The sequence below is a fragment of the Romboutsia lituseburensis DSM 797 genome, from assembly GCF_900103615.1.
In the GTDB taxonomy this organism is placed as follows: Bacteria; Bacillota; Clostridia; order Peptostreptococcales; family Peptostreptococcaceae; genus Romboutsia_F; species Romboutsia_F lituseburensis.
This window is the reverse complement of sequence record NZ_FNGW01000008.1, coordinates 2,678-19,362: the sequence shown is the minus strand read 5'-3', so window position 1 is coordinate 19,362 and position 16,685 is coordinate 2,678. Positions and strand designations below refer to the sequence as shown.

Annotated in this window: 14 protein-coding genes and 1 pseudogene; all 15 read right to left on the bottom strand. The window is 27.8% G+C overall.

The features are described from left to right. Positions 1-5: 5 nt before the first annotated feature. Positions 6-2,060 (bottom strand): sigma-54 interaction domain-containing protein, encoded by a 2,055-nt coding sequence (locus BLP75_RS13885; protein WP_092727141.1) that lies wholly within the window; start codon positions 2,058-2,060, stop codon positions 6-8. A gap of 296 nt (positions 2,061-2,356) precedes the next feature. Beyond that, the gene (locus BLP75_RS13880; RefSeq protein WP_092727140.1) at positions 2,357-2,611 is read right to left on the bottom strand and encodes a glutaredoxin; all 255 of its coding nucleotides are present in this window, start codon (positions 2,609-2,611) and stop codon (positions 2,357-2,359) included. Between the two features lie 42 nt (positions 2,612-2,653). Further along, positions 2,654-3,028 carry a RidA family protein gene (locus BLP75_RS13875; RefSeq protein WP_092727139.1) on the bottom strand — a complete coding sequence of 125 codons (375 nt, stop codon included), beginning with the start codon at positions 3,026-3,028 and terminating at the stop codon, positions 2,654-2,656. A 405-nt stretch (positions 3,029-3,433) separates the two neighbouring features. Beyond that, positions 3,434-5,119: a M48 family metallopeptidase gene (locus BLP75_RS13870; RefSeq protein WP_139149847.1), complete on the bottom strand. Its 1,686-nt coding sequence runs from the start codon at positions 5,117-5,119 to the stop codon at positions 3,434-3,436. Between the two features lie 182 nt (positions 5,120-5,301). Continuing rightward, entirely contained in the window at positions 5,302-5,877 is a 576-nt protein-coding gene (locus tag BLP75_RS13865; RefSeq protein WP_092727138.1) for a hypothetical protein, read from the bottom strand. A 180-nt stretch (positions 5,878-6,057) separates the two neighbouring features. Further along, entirely contained in the window at positions 6,058-7,503 is a 1,446-nt protein-coding gene (locus tag BLP75_RS13860) for a DEAD/DEAH box helicase (RefSeq protein WP_092727137.1), read from the bottom strand. Next, complete coding sequence (locus BLP75_RS13855) at positions 7,504-8,760, bottom strand: DEAD/DEAH box helicase (protein ID WP_092727136.1); 1,257 nt, start codon at positions 8,758-8,760, stop codon at positions 7,504-7,506. Positions 8,761-8,929: 169 nt separating this feature from the next. Continuing rightward, the gene (locus BLP75_RS13850; RefSeq protein ID WP_092727135.1) at positions 8,930-10,063 is read right to left on the bottom strand and encodes a deaminase domain-containing protein; all 1,134 of its coding nucleotides are present in this window, start codon (positions 10,061-10,063) and stop codon (positions 8,930-8,932) included. A gap of 84 nt (positions 10,064-10,147) precedes the next feature. Further along, positions 10,148-10,255, bottom strand: coding sequence for a MetS family NSS transporter small subunit (locus BLP75_RS18010; RefSeq protein ID WP_139149846.1), 108 nt, complete (start codon positions 10,253-10,255; stop codon positions 10,148-10,150). Continuing rightward, entirely contained in the window at positions 10,256-11,764 is a 1,509-nt protein-coding gene (locus tag BLP75_RS13845; protein ID WP_092727134.1) for a sodium-dependent transporter, read from the bottom strand. A gap of 470 nt (positions 11,765-12,234) precedes the next feature. Next, positions 12,235-14,241 (bottom strand): cell wall-binding repeat-containing protein, encoded by a 2,007-nt coding sequence (locus BLP75_RS13840; RefSeq protein ID WP_092727133.1) that lies wholly within the window; start codon positions 14,239-14,241, stop codon positions 12,235-12,237. A 274-nt stretch (positions 14,242-14,515) separates the two neighbouring features. Further along, positions 14,516-14,704 (bottom strand): hypothetical protein, encoded by a 189-nt coding sequence (locus tag BLP75_RS13835; RefSeq protein ID WP_092727132.1) that lies wholly within the window; start codon positions 14,702-14,704, stop codon positions 14,516-14,518. A gap of 124 nt (positions 14,705-14,828) precedes the next feature. Continuing rightward, complete coding sequence (locus BLP75_RS13830) at positions 14,829-15,338, bottom strand: PadR family transcriptional regulator (protein WP_092727131.1); 510 nt, start codon at positions 15,336-15,338, stop codon at positions 14,829-14,831. Positions 15,339-15,398: 60 nt separating this feature from the next. Then, positions 15,399-16,247 (bottom strand): sialate O-acetylesterase, encoded by an 849-nt coding sequence (locus tag BLP75_RS13825; protein ID WP_092727130.1) that lies wholly within the window; start codon positions 16,245-16,247, stop codon positions 15,399-15,401. Positions 16,248-16,508: 261 nt separating this feature from the next. After that, positions 16,509-16,685, bottom strand: a pseudogene (locus tag BLP75_RS18610) (choline-binding protein D); the annotation flags it as partial.

Below are 16,685 nucleotides of genomic sequence, written 5' to 3'. Positions count from 1 at the left end.
TATATTTACTTTTTATATTCTCTTAAAAATAATATTCCTTTTTCAGTGACTATAGATCCTCCACGTCCTGATAAAACTTTTACAAGCTCATGTTCTTGAAGTTCTAGAAGGATACTTCTTATTTGTTGTTCTGTTAAAAATACATGTTCCTCTAATGCATATTCATATATTTTTTTTCGTCCGATTCTTTGTTTAAGGTTATAGGCTTGATTCATTTTATTAAGCACAAAAATATAATCATTTAGAGGTCTCTTAAATTCAAGTTTATCATAACTTTTTTCTTCTTGTAATATTTTTTCACATGGATCTATTTTTTCAAAAGACTCAAGGATATATTCAGGTAAATCAGACACTTCTATTCTTTCTTTGCCTGTATATGAGAAATACTCTGCTAAATTACTTAATTCTCTTATATTACCATCCCAATTATATCTTTTAAATACATCTACAACTTCATCTGAAAGAATAAAGTTAGAGTCTAAATTTTTCTTAAACGATTCAAATATTAAAAATAAATCATCTTCTCTATCTCTTAATGGACTTATTTTTAAAGGAAGTACATTTAGTCTATAGAATAAATCTTTTCTAAATTTACCTTCACACACTAATTTTTTTAAATCTCTATTTGTAGCTGCTACAATTCTTATATCAACATTAATAACTTTATCTGAGCCAACTCGTCTAATTTGTCTTTCTTGTATAACTCTAAGTAGACTAGCTTGTGAATTTAAATCCATTTCTCCAATTTCATCTAAAAATATAGTTCCTTTATTTGCCATCTCAAAAAGTCCAATTTTTCCACCTTTTTTAGCACCTGTAAAAGCACCTTCATCATAACCAAATAGTTCACTTTGTAAAAGTCCTTCTTGGAAAGTACTACAGTTTACTGCAACAAAAGGACCTTTACTTCTACAAGATGCACTATGTATAGATTGAGCAAAAAGTTCTTTTCCTGTACCACTTTCACCAATTATCAATATAGAAGAATTTGATTGAGCCATTTTATAGGCAATTTTTTTACTTTCCATAATAGATTTACTATTTCCAACTATATCATCAAAGTTATATTTACTCACATTTCCAGAATTCATAAGCTGAGCTCTAAGCTTTGCTTGTTTTTTTTCAGATTCGTAAAACTTAGCAAGTTTTATTATAAATCCTCTAAACCCACAAATATCTGTATATCTAATATCTATATTTATATCTATGTTTTTGACCTTAACAACTTTTTGTATATTTGCACTTTGCTTTTTTAATTGTCTAAAATCAAATGATTTTATATAATCTCCAATATATTTTCCAGTCATTTCATTCTCATTAACATCCAATATCTCTCTTGCTACATGACTATAAAACTGAACAATTTTATCTTCACTTATACACACTAAACCTTCATCAATTGATGCTAATAAAAAATCAAATTTATTTTCTAGCTTTGTTTGGCTTAATAAGAGTTTCTCTGTAATGTAACTAGTTGGAACAACTTTATCTATAAATTTATTTAATAAATCTTCTTTTATTAAGTGCTTTAAATCTAGGTTAATTGCTATATCTGCTATACATCCTAAGTCTATTATTCTATACCCAAGATCAATTATTTCACAGTTATGACAATCTATTAAAATTTCTTCTCCTGGTGATAAAACTATAGAATCAGGTAAAATATTATCAGCTCCAGGGTAGCTCGGCGTAAAGTTTTGTATATTAATTCCTAGCTTGTGTATAATAGTTATGGTTTCAAGCGCCATACTTTTAGATAGATTATATACAAATACCTTTTTGTGTTCATCTAGTTTTGATATTTTTTTTACACTGGATTTTTCAAAAGTTAAGTTAGGTATAATTATTTGTGCGTCTCTTGGACAAATTGCTGAGATTTCATCATATTTTAATCTCACTGAAAGAACGATTAGTTTCTCATGTAACAGTTTAAGATTATCTTCTTCAAAAGAATAAAGATTTATCTTTATATTATCGCCTAAAAAGTATTTTATTTGATTTGAATAAATCACTCCTGCATCTTTTTTCAGTGTTATTATAGCTAGTTCTCTTTTTTCCATAGCCACTCCTTGTAAACCATCCGTATATTTATTAAATCCAATTATAACAATAATCTATTCAAAAATCAAAGTATCTATCTGTCTAGATTCCTTTATTAAATTTTCATAATAAAAAAGTCGCTTCGCCCCTGTCGCCAACGACTTCGTCCGTTACTCAAAATGTTTTTTATGCTGAAAACCAATTTGTTGATATAACTTACTTTCATGAGTTATCCATAGAAAATGAAGTATCATAATATCCTTAAGCATAAAATAAGCCACTAAAAAGTGGCTTATAAATATAATCGATATTAAAATTATTTTCCTAATACTTCATTTAAATCTAATGTTTTAGTTCCATTTTCTAATATAAAGCATGGTATCCCTATTCCACCTGCAGCTCTTACGTTTTCGTATATATCTAAACCTTGACGAAGTGCTAAGTATTCTTTTAAATCCGGTAAACTTGCTGATAAATCTTTAAAATCAACTTCTATATCTCTATCTCTTAATTGGCATAATGCATATAATGTGTCTGGACATAAATGGCTTCCTACTACAGTTATTTTCATAATAATTCTCTCCCTTTTTATTTATAATTTTTATATTAATTTTTATTTGTTTATAACAGCTATAGCTTCGATTTCACAAAGTACACCTTTTGGTAATTCCTTAACTGCTACACAGCTACGAGCTGGATTAGATGTAAAGTATTTTGCATATACTTCATTGAACGCTGCAAAATCTCCCATATCAGCTAAGAAACATGTAGTTTTAAATACATTTTCAATCTTAGTTCCAGCTGACTCTAATATAGCTTTAACATTTTTACAACTTTGTTCTGCTTGTAACGATATACCCTCTGGTACAGATCCATCTTCTGGATTTACCGGTATTTGACCTGATGTAAACGCCAAGTTGTCTATTTGATATCCTTGTGAATAAGGGCCTATAGCTCCTGGTGCTTTTGTTGTTTCAAGTATTTTCATTATAAATTCACCCTTTCATATGTTTATATAGATTTTAATAATCTGGTATAACTAAACTCTTAACTTTATATAAAGCAAATATCATGCCAACTTTTTAAAAAATATTATATTTTTTTAAACCACTTATAATACCCATCCTTTTTAGACTTATTAATTATAAAAATTTTATATTTTATATTATTTATAGTTTTATTGGGTTAAATAGTTTAAACTGTTCAATCTTTTCAACCCTATTAAAATTACTGATAAATTAAACATTCTTGTTTATTAGTATTTTTAATAAGGTCTAACAGTTTAACCCATTATTTTTTAACATAAACAAAAAACACATTGATAACTTTATCAATGTGTTTTAATATTTTTAATATCTAATTTAAATAAATTAAACTATATCCATATATTAATTTAATCTTCATATAACTTTTTGTTAAACCATTCATATGCTTCGTCTACTTTATCTTCAAGTCCATTATTCATAGAATATTGGATAATAGAGTCCATGCAGCTAATTACTAATTCACTATCTAAATCACCTGATTTTTTAATCAATTCGATTCCGTTATTATCATTTTTAGTAAGTAAAATTTGACCCATCCTATAAATAGCTATAGCATAGTTTTCATCTTTAGAAATAATATTTTTATAAACCTCTAAAGCTTTATCATATTGTCTAAGCTCTTCAAGTGCAAATCCATAATCCATGTTTATTTCTGCATCATCTATTTCTTTATAATTATTGATTATTTCTAATTGTAATTTATATTCTTTTGTGAATTCTTCCCAGTCATTACACCAAGATTCATACCACTGTTTATTTTTTATATCTACTAGTTTATCTATTTCTTCTTTATAGTTTTCATTTTGATCGTCAAATATAATTTCATAATTAAAATCATCAATTCCTAAAGCTACCATTCTTTCACTAAAACTAGGATGAGTATCATATATTGATGATATACTTTTTTTAATTTGACTTAGCCACTGAGTTTTTCTATCTACAATTTCATTATTAAAATCGTCAAACATAATATTAAAATAATTTTTAGGAGCTTCTGCTAGAGCTCTCAGCTCTACCTTACAATAAGGATTTTTTAAAAATAAGCTCATTATATTAAGCTTAGTATCTGCTTTTGCACAAATCTCAGCACTCGTATATAAGGCTGCTTCTTTATCTGCTGCTAGTTCTTCTGGTTGCGATACCGCTTTTAAATATATTTCTAACTTTTTAATATAAATTTTAGCAAATGGCAATAATAATATGCTTTGAATAATATTTTCATTTTCTTCAACTTTTTCTATTATCATATTCCATCTGATTAGGCATCTACTAATTTTACTACTTATATTAGTATCTTCATTATAAATATGAGCAAGTTCATGAATTATTACAGATTTAAGTTCCTCCTCATTTAATACTTTTAATGTTTGAATTCCTATTTCTAAAATATGTTTTCCGTTAAATCCAAACCCATTTGGAATAAACATTACTCCAGCATTTGGACCTTCCACAATACAAATTTCATCTAATTGAGGTGCATTTGTTAACTTAATTGCATCATCTATAATCCCATATAATATTGGATACTCTTGCTTATTTATAGTTACTTCATTTTCATATTGAAGTTTTATGTACATTGTTTTTAAAACAATAAACAAGCTCCCTAGTAAAGCCATTACCAATACACCAAAATGTGATCTATCATTTTTCAGGCTAAAACTTACAATGCCTATAACTGTAGATATGACTGTAACTGTAATTACTACTATATAAATCTTTTCATAATTACATAATAATTTTATCTTTTTTCTTACTTTTTCAGAGTCATTTTTATATAGCTCTAAAATTTTTTCAAATTGATCGCTGTTGTCAGTACAAAATGGAATATCAATTGAGTCATCGATTATAAACCAGATAATTGCTGTTAAAAGTATCATTGAAAATTCAATAAATCCAAATTTAGTTAGCACTGAAAAAACTTCATTTAAATTTTTAGTCAATGCTGCTACTATTGATATAACTATAGATGTTATACAAGTAAAAAATATAATTCCTAAGGCTGCGTTAAAAAATACGTCTTTTTTGTTTCTCATTATTATGTCTCCATTTACTACTTATTTCTCTAAAACATTGGTAATTATATCATATTTTTTCATAATTATGTACATAAAAAAAGCTTAACAATATTTAATTTACTCATAAAGAATTTATGTAACAATAAGAGGTATTTCAAACATTATATATTAGTGTTATCATACCCCTTATTGTATTTAATCTAGAATGCGCATTCTATAACATTAATATTTCTATATTCTACAGCCATTGGCACGAATCTAATTCTACTACCTTCACAAGCTATTCTAAATCCTTGAATACTTCTACGGTCAGCTCTATCTACTATCATAAAGAAATTAGAAGGATTAAATCCTCTTCTCATTTCTATTCTAACTATTGCCATCCTTCTACAGTTGTTGATAGTAAATTGTCCTCCACCAGGTGATATGAAAGGCGTAGGTGATTGTCCTCCTGCAGGCGCTGCAAAAGGAGCAGCTGATTGTCCTGCACCAGGTGATGCAAAAGGAGTAGATGACTGACCTCCACCAGGCATCATAAAAGGAGGTGGATCGTTATCTTGTTCTGAATTATCAGTGCCATCCTCCTCGTCATATTCATCATACTCATCATCATATTCATAATCTTCATAAGGCATAGAAGGCTCAAGTAAATTGGCAACTTCTATATATTCATTTTGTAAATCCACCTCAGGATATACATTCTGTAAATCTCTAAGATATACAGCCATAAAATTAAAATAATTCTCCCAATATTCTTGCCAGTAATTTTTTTCCATTGCTGATTCCCCTTTTTATGATATAAACTTTATTCTCTATATCATATGTAAATATTAATAATATGTTCTTGTTTATGTGAAGTAAATAATCGTAAATTCGTACAAAGTTTATATATAATTCTAAAAATATATATAATAAAAAACACATTGATGAATTCATCAATGTGTTTTTTAATAACATTACATTTCTGCTTTAGTTACTTTTCGTGGTCTACCTTTTATATGTTTAGTTTGTAGTGCCTTTAATACCATTTCTCCTTTGTTATTTAGTACCTCAACATAAGTAGATACATCAAGTACACTTATAACGCCAATATCCTGCGCAGTCATACCTTCTATGCTACAAAGTGTACCTACTATATCAACAGGTCTCATCTTAGTTTTTTTACCAGCATTTATGTGTAACTTCATGATTTCTTGGCTTAAATTTGCACCTTTATCTTCTTTAACCTTTTGTCTTTGCTCTAACTTTTTATCAAATTCAGGTTTTAAGCTCATAACAAGTCTTTTACTTGGTTTCATTTTCATTGTTAATTCTTTGCCTGTGTATGAATGTATTTCAAATATACGTCTTTCGTCAGATCTCATTACAAAGGTAATAGCTCTACCTTCTTTACCTGCACGACCTGTTCTTCCGATCCTATGAACATAATTTTCTCTTAATACAGGTACATCATAATTTATTACATGAGTTATGTTGTCTATATCTATACCTCTAGCAGCTACATCTGTTGCTATTAAGTATCTAAAGTATCCTTTTTTAAAGCTATTCATTACTTTAATTCTTTCATCTTGTTCCATACCACCATGTATTTTGTCACATGGATATTTAAGTTTTGTTAACTCATTGTACAGAGATTCTACTTTAGCTTGAGTGTTACAGAAAATAACACAACTATCTGGATTTTCTACTGTAGTTACATCTTTTAATAAATTTAGCTTCCCAGTTTCTTCTACTCTATATCCATCTTGTTGTATTCTATCTACTGTTAAAGTTTTTGCTTTAATTTCTATAGTAACATGGTCTTTCATATATTTTTGTGATAGCTCATATATATCTTCTGGCATAGTTGCTGAAAATAACATAGTCACACGCTCAACAGGTAGTGCTGATATTATCTCTTCTACTTGTTCTAAAAATCCCATACTAAGCATTTCATCTGCTTCATCTAATACAAGATATTTTATATTATCTGTTACAAAATTTCCTTCTTTAATATGGTCTATTGTCCTACCAGGTGTTCCAACTACTATATGAGTTTTTTGCTTTAATTCTTTTGCTTGTAGTTCAAAAGATGATTTACCATATAAAGCTGGTACTTTTATCCTTTTAAATCTACCTATGTTAAATACATCTTCCTTAACTTGTATTGCAAGTTCTCTTGTCGGAGTAAGTATTAGTGCTTGTGGTTTGTTTTCTTCCCAATCAACTAGTTCACATAGTGGTATTGCAAATGTTGCTGTTTTTCCACTTCCCGTTTGTGATTTTACTAGTATATCTTTATTTTGTAATGCAACTGGTATTACTTCTTGCTGAACTTTTGTTGGTGATTTATAGTTTAGCATATCAAGAGATTTTAATATTTCATTGCTTAACTTGTAATCTTTAAAATTTGTTTTTATCATTTATGTTGTCTTCCTTTTTTGCTTTGTAGTATTTTTATTATTAGATCTATTACTATTAGGTCTTCTATTCCCTCTATTATTTCTATTGTTTCTTTGAGGTGCTACAGTTATATCCTCTGCACTAGATACAAAACTATGCTTTCCTACAACTTCAATCTTTTTATTTATAAGTTTTTCTATAGCCTTATAAAGGTCTCTTTCTTCCATTGAACAAAATGCTGTTGCTCTACCAGTTCTTCCAGCTCTTCCTGTTCTACCAATTCTATGAACATAAGTCTCTGCAACTTCTGGTAAATCGTAATTTATTACATATGGTAGTTCATCAATATCAATTCCTCTTGCTGCTATATCAGTTGCTACCAATACTCTAATTTTACCTTCTTTAAAACTATTTAATGCTAACTGTCTAGCATTTTGAGATTTGTTACCATGTATTGCAGCTGCACTTATTGATGATTCCATTAAATCTCTAGTTATTTTATTTGCCCCATGCTTTGTTCTTGAAAATACAAGTACAGATTCTTTTGGGTTATTTTTTAATAATTCTATAAGTAAATTAGTTTTTTGTTTTTTACTTACAAAATAAATATTTTGTTCAACCATCTCAGTTGTTGATGATACTGGTGCAACCTCTACCTTAACTGGATTTTTAAATATCGAATCTGCTAGTTTTGATATTTCTTTTGGCATAGTAGCTGAGAAGAATATATTTTGTCTAACCTTTGGCAGATAGCTAATTATTCTTTTTACATCATGTATCATACCCATATCTAACATACTATCCGCTTCATCTAATACAAAATGTTTAACATCATTTAATTTTAAGAATTTTTGATTATATAAATCAAGCATTCTACCAGGAGTTGCTATTAATATATCTACTCCTTCTTTTAATGCTTTAGTTTGAGGATTTTGAGATACTCCTCCAAATATAACTAAACTTTTTATATTTGTATGTCTTGCATAAGCGTTAAAGTTTTCTTGTATTTGTATCGCTAATTCTCTTGTTGGAGCTAGTATAACTGCTTTTATAGTTCTTTTACCTTTTAGCGATTTTTTATCATTATATATTTGTTGTATTATAGGTATTGCAAAAGATGCAGTTTTACCTGTACCTGTCTGTGCACACCCTAGTAAATCTCTACCTTCTAATAATGGTGTTATTGATTTTGCTTGTATTGGTGTAGGATTTGAATATCCTTCTTCTTTTAATGCCTTTTGTATTGGTCTAATTATATCTAAGTCTGTAAATTGCATTTATTTCTCCTTTTTGTTTCCTTTTATATTAATCTAAATTATTTACAAAATAAAAAACACTTTTAATGCCAGTTAATCTCTAAACATAAAAGTGCTTATCTTTTATATTATACACTATATTTTTTTAAATAAGGATATATTTATTATTTGCCACTTAAGTATTTAGTTTTTATTCTCCATATTCTTTGCTATATTTAACCTGTACATTTATATTTTTATGCTTTTCACAAAACTGGCTAATTACATGATAACAACTTGGGCATGGCTCCCATTTACTGTACAATGTAAGATCTCCATGATCTTTAACTAATCCTGATTCTATTTGATTGTGAATTTCTTCAAATATCTTTTTTTCACTATCATTTACTCGATTGTATCCTATACCTAACTTTCCTAACTTATTAACTTTGCTACTTTTAAAATTTGCATCCTCGTCCTTTGGTGCAGTACAAAATTCAACTACATCATTGCTACCACTTATTGCCTTGAATTCTTTATTGTCATATATAGCTATAGCAATGTTTATTGTATCTTGTAGAGTTTTAGTTTGATTTATATTAAATATTTTATCGTCATCTTCATTAACTATCATATATTTATGGATATTTCTTCTTAATCGTTTCATTCTAGGTATATTGTTTTTTATATGATGATGATATTCTATACTACCTAACTTAGCTGGGATATATTCATAGTTCATCTCATCAGGTATCTCTATTGATATTGTTTTAGTTTTAGTATCATGGTTGTACACCTCTGAAGTATTTTTACTTCCTGTACCAATCATCTTTTTTAGAAGCTCAATATCTTTTGTGTAAATATAATCTTTATCTAATTTTTTTTCTAATTTTTCTAATCTATAAATATCTTTTGGGCTTATTCTTTTAGATACGGTATTTTTTATTTTTTCTATATCATTTAACATATGATCAACATTGTCTTGAGTACTTGTAACTCTTTCATACTCAACTCTAGATATGTTTAATTTACTTATTTTTTTTATCTTTTTGCTTAGCTTAATATGCTCATTTTGAAATGATTTTATGTTTGACATATACTCTATAAAATCTTTAACAGTATTTGCTCTATAGGTAATTTCATTATTACCTATAGAGTCATACATAATGTCTATTACTGAATTATCTATATTAAAAGTTTTAGCTATATTTTCTTTAAATTTTGTATCCTCTAAATTAATTTCTTTATATCCTTCTTTTCTTAATGCATCTTTAAAATCATTTATGTTATTAATTTTTAATCTTTGTTTTTTTCTATTATTTGATTTATTACAAATTTCCGTCATAAATACCTCTTGTTCTTTAATTGTATAGATTAGAATTTTAATCCTATTAAAGTTTTTTGTCAAATGTATTTATAGGATATTTGCTTAATTTGTCTTTCTTTCATTCTTAATAGTTATAGCTAAAGTCACCATAAATCCACCCCAAAGAATTGTTGCTCCTAATAAAAAAAATACTATTGATATACTTGTCATTTACACTATCTCCTCGCTACTTATATTATCTACTCTACTATTTTTCCAAGTTTTTTTGCTAATTAATAACCCACCTATAATTCCAAGTGCTATAATAGCCCATCCATACAGTAATAAAGATACTAAATCATAACCTCCATAAGGATTTTTAAACTCATTTATAAGACTTTGAACTAATATTATTGTTAATAAAGTAGGCGTTACATATTTTATAATTACATCCCACCACTTACCTATTTTAAAATAAGATATCTTATTTGTATGTTCTCTTATAACTTTAGGCTTAATTATCCATCCCATAACAAAAGCTTCTAATAGTCCAACTACAACTATTCCATAATTATTTATAAAGTTATCCATAATATCAAGTAAATATAAACCTGCATTACTTGCAAATACTATACTTGTAGTAAATCCTATTAAACACATATATGTAACAACTTTCTTTCGCTCTCCACCAAACTTATCTATTATAGCTGATGATATTGCTTCTACTAAAGAAACTGATGACGTTATACCTGCAAATACTAGAGATGAGAAAAATAAAACACCTAATATATTGCCCCATACCCCCATTATTGTAAATACTTTAGGAAAAGCTATAAATGCTAGCCCAATTCCTCCTGTAACAACTTCTTCCATAGGTACGCCTTGACTTGTAGCCATTACTCCAAGTATTGCAAATACACCTATAGCTGATAAGAATTCAAATCCACAATTTGCAAATGCAGTCATAAATGCACTGTTATTTATATCCGTCTTTTTAGGTAGATAGCTTGAATACGTCATCATTATGCCAGTACCTATACTTAATGAGAAAAATACTTGTCCATATGCAGCTATCCAAACTTGAGGATTTTTTACCTTATCCCAATCTGGTGTAAATAATATATTTAATCCAACACTTGCACCTTCTAAAGTAATACCTCTTAAAACAATTATTATCATTATCACTAATAGAGATGGTAATAATATCTTGCTAGTTTTTTCTATTCCTGATTTAATTCCCTTATAACATATAAACCAATTTATAATCCATATTATCGCAATACCTATTAATATAGGCCAAACTATTGACCCAAAATTAAGAGGTGAATCTGATAATTTTAAGAAATCATTATAAAAAAATGAATTAGAATCTTGACCCCAAGCTTTAGTAAAGCTCATAGTCATATATTTAATTGTCCAACTTAATATCATTGAGTAATAACATAATATAACAGATGAACTAATTATAGGCCACCACCCTATCCATTCAAATTTTTTATTTGCTCTTGCTAGCGAAAGTGGCGTTGAACCCTTAAACTTGTGTCCCATTCCATATTCTAATATTAAAAGTGGTATTCCTGCTGTGAATATTGCACATAGATATGGTATTAAAAATGCACCACCTCCATTTGAATATACTACATAAGGAAATCTCCATATATTACCTAAACCTACTGCTGATCCAATTGCAGCAAGTATAAATCCAATCTTAGTTGCCCATTGTTCTCTGTTTTCTTGCATTTTATTTCCTCCTAAGTTAATTTTATTTAGCATAACTAGCTGGTCAACAGCCTATACAGGTCCATTGCTAAAGTTTTGCTGTAATATAAAATAAAAGCCCCATAGTTATATATAGAGCTTTACACCTAGGATATAATTAAAGCCCCATATTAATCTATGAGGCTTATTTTATCAAAAATAATATAATAATAGCCTCATAATAATTCTATGAGGCTTACTTTATGTAAAATAAAAATTAGCCGTCATAGATACAATCATCTAATGTAGCAATTGCATCTATGACAGTAATAAATATAAATTTATATATCAATAAACACAATTGCTATATTAAGTCGGCTACTAACAAGAGTACTCTATTAAATTGTGATGTTATTGTTGTTTTTGAATTTGTAATTTTCATAATATTTCCTCCATTCTTTAAATTATTATTTATTATAGTTCTACTGTTTATTTTTGTCAATATCTTAAAGTTAATTCTTAAACATATTTATCAACTTATTAAATGCATTTTCATTTCCATTTCCACCAACCTGAGTTATTTCCATAGGATGTTTTTTAGATAATAAACTCTCTTGCTTATTACTTAAGTCATTTCCTACTATAACTACAGGAGATTGTCCTGAAAATGTTAATGTACTTACTGCTAGTGCATCTATTAAATCATCTTGTTTCTTCATTCCATCTTTAACAACAAATATATTATCTAACTTTGTATCTGTATAAAATTTTTCTAGTATAGCTGCATTAGTTTCATTTCTATTTATTCCACCTATTCTTTCTGCGTTTGGAAGTTTATTAGCTATTTCATCTGATATAGCCGCTTTATTTCCAATAACATAAGACTTTTTTATAACATTTTCTTTTATGTATTGATCAAATAATTTAGTTCCTTCATTTGGTGATGCTAATACTATTGGCATATTGTTATCAGCTGCAACTGGTGCAATACTTACTGCATCAGGAATTCCAGTTACTCCATTTACAACTGCTATTTGTGAAACACGGCCTAGTTTTTTAGCTATTTCTAAAGATGTCTCATATCTATCATTTCCACTTATTCTCTCTACATAAAGATCCATCGATTTTAATTCATTTACAACTGAGTCTGATACAGAATTTTCCCCACCTATCACATAAACATCATCTGGTCTAAGCCTTGATATTTCTTTTTTAGTCTCACTGTTTAATTTGTTTTTTTCTGTTAGAAGTATGGGTGAACTTTTATCCCATGCAAAAGGTGCTGCGCTAAGTGCGTCTACCATAGAATTTGAGTTTACTACTATTACATTTCGAGCTCCTATCCACTCTTCGTCCTTAGATTCACCAGATCTATCCTTACTTATTTTTATAGCAGTTTGATATCTGTCTTCTCCAATTAATTTATTTGTATGTACAATGGATTGTGGTTCATTTCCTTCTCTATTTTTTGTACTATAATGTATATATGACCATTTTTCAATTACTTTTTTTATTTTACTTTCATCATAATATATATTAATATATGGTCCTTCTTGCGCCTTTATTGTGTATGTATCTCCTTTTTGCTTTATATCTCCGTCTATATGTAACTCTAATGGAGCAAAATATGGTTCTGATGGATTGTCTGGGTTCCAATCATGATCTCTTGTTAAAAATATTGCATCTTTTTTCGCACCATCTATCTCTAAGGTTCCTTTTATTCTTATATTAGTTTCTTTTTTCCCTCTGCCCTCTCTTTGCATTGTATATATTGCATAGTCTCCTGGATTTGCTATTTTTACATTTTCTAATTCGATATTTCCTGATTGTATAAATATAGGTGCAGTACGATGACCTTTACCATTCATTTCGGTATCTATTATTTTTAATGTTTTTCCTTCATCTCCAATATATTCTATTGTAGTATTTTTCATTGTATTTGAGTCCACAACCATATTTCCATAACCATATATTGATCCATTATTTACTTTTATATGTTTTAATGTAACATCTCCCCAATAAAGAATGCCGCCATTGTTTATTTCACTATTATTTACTACATCTAAGCTTATTTCATGATCTTCTACCCTCATCTGAACTTTATTCAGTTTTAAATTATCTATTTTCGTATCTGTCTCTACATATATACGTGATGATTCTACAAAATAATATTCTCGAGTTTTAACTGTTCTTATTTCGTTACCATTTCCTCTTATTTCTTTTCCATTTCCTCTTATATATATGACATCCGATTCAGGTAAGTCTATATCATTTTTTATATCTATTACTTTCACATTTTCATCTTTGAATGCTGATTCCAATTCTGTTCTATTTGTTACTTCCACTGACTCTGATTTTGTATCATCAGAAATCTGTGGCATGTATTCTTCTATATTTTTTTCTAGTTTAGTTTGATTTGTATTAGGTTCTAATGCATATGATAGCGTTGTAATTTGTGAATTAGCAACTATTACTGCTGCAGATAATATAATACCTATATTTTTATTATGTTTTTTCATGTTGATCTCCCTCTATTTATAATAAATTAAATATAATTAATTTATTGAATCCATATGGATATTATATACAATAAATTTTAATATGCAATGATTATTGTCGTTTTTTGTAAAATTTTATTTTATTTTGTCTTTTAAAAATAAATTTAACTTTATTAACATAAAAAAATACTGACAAGTGTCAGTATTTTTTTGAATTTCAATCTTAAATATTAATCACAGCACTAATAACCATGATTTATTTTAAATTAGAGTTATAAATTTTTTCTAATTAATATTATTTTTTATCCAATTTAGCAACTAATCCATCAATTAATTCTCTTTGTTGTGTATGCTCTTTTCTTTGTTCTGGTGTAATTGATGTATTTACTAATCTTAAGTACTCAGTTTCTATTTCTTTACTGTATTGATTTATTGATTTTTTTATTAAGCTTATTTGATCGTTATCTAGTTTTAAAGTTTTCATTATTTTTAATCTCCCTTAGATTTTAAAATTGTTTATCTAATGTCACTCTATTAATGTATAACTTGCTAACCTAGTTTATATATATATTCTTCTTTTTATATTTGAATACCTTCTTTTTGTGTTTCTATAAGCTCTCTAATAATTCTTCAAACCATCTAACATTTACCAAATGATGAGAACGAGAATTTTCCATCATCTTTCTAAAATAAGTAGGAATAGTATTATCCTCTTCAAGAGATTTTTCTAATAAGAAAATTTTCTTATTAGTTTCTTCTATTTGTATTTCTATCAGCTTTTTCAGATCATCACTTCCATACTCATCAGTAAATAACATTGCTGAATAAAAAGATAAATTCACATACTCAGTTTTAGAGCCATACTTATACACCAATTTTTCAAATTCTTTATTTCCTAGTTCAGTGATAATATAATTATGTGTTTCTCTAGTATTATCTGATTGATCAATTCTTTTAATAAAATTTTTTTCTTCTAGTTTTTGAAGATTATAATAAAATGATCCTTTAGTAAAACTCACTATATATTTATAGTGCCTTTCTTCCATTAATGCTAATAATTCATATCCATAAGAGCCTGGATTTTGTTTTAATAGACCTAAAATTAATAGTGGTATCAAAAAAACATCTCCTTTGTATTTTTCAAATTTATATTAATAGTTATTTCATAATTATAAAATTTAATTATTATTAATTCTAGTAACTTGATATATAAATTCATCATATGACATTTTCCCTAATGCAAAATCCATACTTTGCATATATATCTTTTCTGACTTAGTATGTGTTCTTGAATAATTTAAATCTAATAACTCATCTTCATTAACTAATGGTTTTAATACATGCTGTTTCTTAGAGAAAGCTTCAAAATATCTCAAACCAAATTTTCTTTGAGAAATTGCATCCATATGAATCCCATCAGGATTAGAAGTTAAAGCTTCTGCAGTAACAAAATAACAATTGTCTTGTTCAAAAGCAAACTTCTCTAACTCCTGGTTAATAAGATGGTACTCAGTACAACCTTTACCAAAGCCTTCTTTACCTAAAAAATCACCTAAACCTCCAATAATAACTGGAATGTCAGGAACATTTAATTCTCTTCTAATAGCTTCAATAATTAAAAGTAACTTTTTATAATATATCTTATAATTACCATTGTAACTATCACTTTCACCTTGATGCCATAGTATCCCAGACAACTCACTATCTTGCATAGCAAATTTAGCTTGGCTTATTGCATGCCTAAAAAGCACACTATCTACAGACCACTCATCCAGTGAACTTCCCCCTTCAGCACAAGGTATCAATCCAATAATATTTTCTTGATTTTGACGGCTCCACTCATCTGCAAATGATCCAGCTAAACTTATTCCTGCAACAGGACGGTCATAGTTTATTGGCTCAGTCATGATTTGCCATCTGCCATTACGTAACATTTTTATTCTTTCATTATAAATCGGAGGTACCTCATTAATAAAGCCTCTTCCCGCCATATTTGATTGTCCTAACATTAAAAATGATTTAACCATTTTTTCATCCTCTCTTTCATTTATCATTTAAATATAAATGATAACATTCACTATTAGTCTAATTAGACTAAATATGTTTTTAATATTATAGTCTAATTAGACTAATGTCAAGGATACTTTTTCTAACTATAGAAAAAATATAGTTTAATCAATTGAGGTTAATCTACATACAATCATTACAACTAAAAATAGCCTTAGACAAGTTACTTAATGTCTAAGGCTATAAATTTAATCTATCAAACTTTATTTTATCTCATTTAATTACTTTATCTTAGTAGCTACTCCACTTGAGTTTATTTTCCATCCGTCAATTACAGTATTTTTAGCCATTGCGCCACTGCTATATAAATAATACCACTTTCCTGATATCATTTGCCATCCTGTTGCCATTGCTCCGCTATTTTTTAAATAATACCAAGTTCCATTTACACTTTTCCA

Bases quoted from the DNA above. Each gene is read 5' to 3' on its own strand.
- BLP75_RS13835 (WP_092727132.1), bottom strand. From the start codon at position 14,704: ATGAAAACTTTAAAACTAGATAACGATCAAATAAGCTTAATAAAAAAA.
- BLP75_RS13855 (WP_092727136.1), bottom strand. From the start codon at position 8,760: ATGCAATTTACAGACTTAGATATAATTAGACCAATACAAAAGGCATTA.
- BLP75_RS13875 (WP_092727139.1), bottom strand. From the start codon at position 3,028: ATGAAAATACTTGAAACAACAAAAGCACCAGGAGCTATAGGCCCTTAT.
- BLP75_RS13880 (WP_092727140.1), bottom strand. From the start codon at position 2,611: ATGAAAATAACTGTAGTAGGAAGCCATTTATGTCCAGACACATTATAT.
- BLP75_RS13870 (WP_139149847.1), bottom strand. From the start codon at position 5,119: ATGAGAAACAAAAAAGACGTATTTTTTAACGCAGCCTTAGGAATTATA.
- BLP75_RS13845 (WP_092727134.1), bottom strand. From the start codon at position 11,764: ATGCAAGAAAACAGAGAACAATGGGCAACTAAGATTGGATTTATACTT.
- BLP75_RS13825 (WP_092727130.1), bottom strand. From the start codon at position 16,247: ATGGTTAAATCATTTTTAATGTTAGGACAATCAAATATGGCGGGAAGA.
- BLP75_RS18010 (WP_139149846.1), bottom strand. From the start codon at position 10,255: ATGACAAGTATATCAATAGTATTTTTTTTATTAGGAGCAACAATTCTT.
- BLP75_RS13865 (WP_092727138.1), bottom strand. From the start codon at position 5,877: ATGGAAAAAAATTACTGGCAAGAATATTGGGAGAATTATTTTAATTTT.
- BLP75_RS13840 (WP_092727133.1), bottom strand. From the start codon at position 14,241: ATGAAAAAACATAATAAAAATATAGGTATTATATTATCTGCAGCAGTA.
- BLP75_RS13860 (WP_092727137.1), bottom strand. From the start codon at position 7,503: ATGATAAAAACAAATTTTAAAGATTACAAGTTAAGCAATGAAATATTA.
- BLP75_RS13885 (WP_092727141.1), bottom strand. From the start codon at position 2,060: ATGGAAAAAAGAGAACTAGCTATAATAACACTGAAAAAAGATGCAGGA.
- BLP75_RS13850 (WP_092727135.1), bottom strand. From the start codon at position 10,063: ATGACGGAAATTTGTAATAAATCAAATAATAGAAAAAAACAAAGATTA.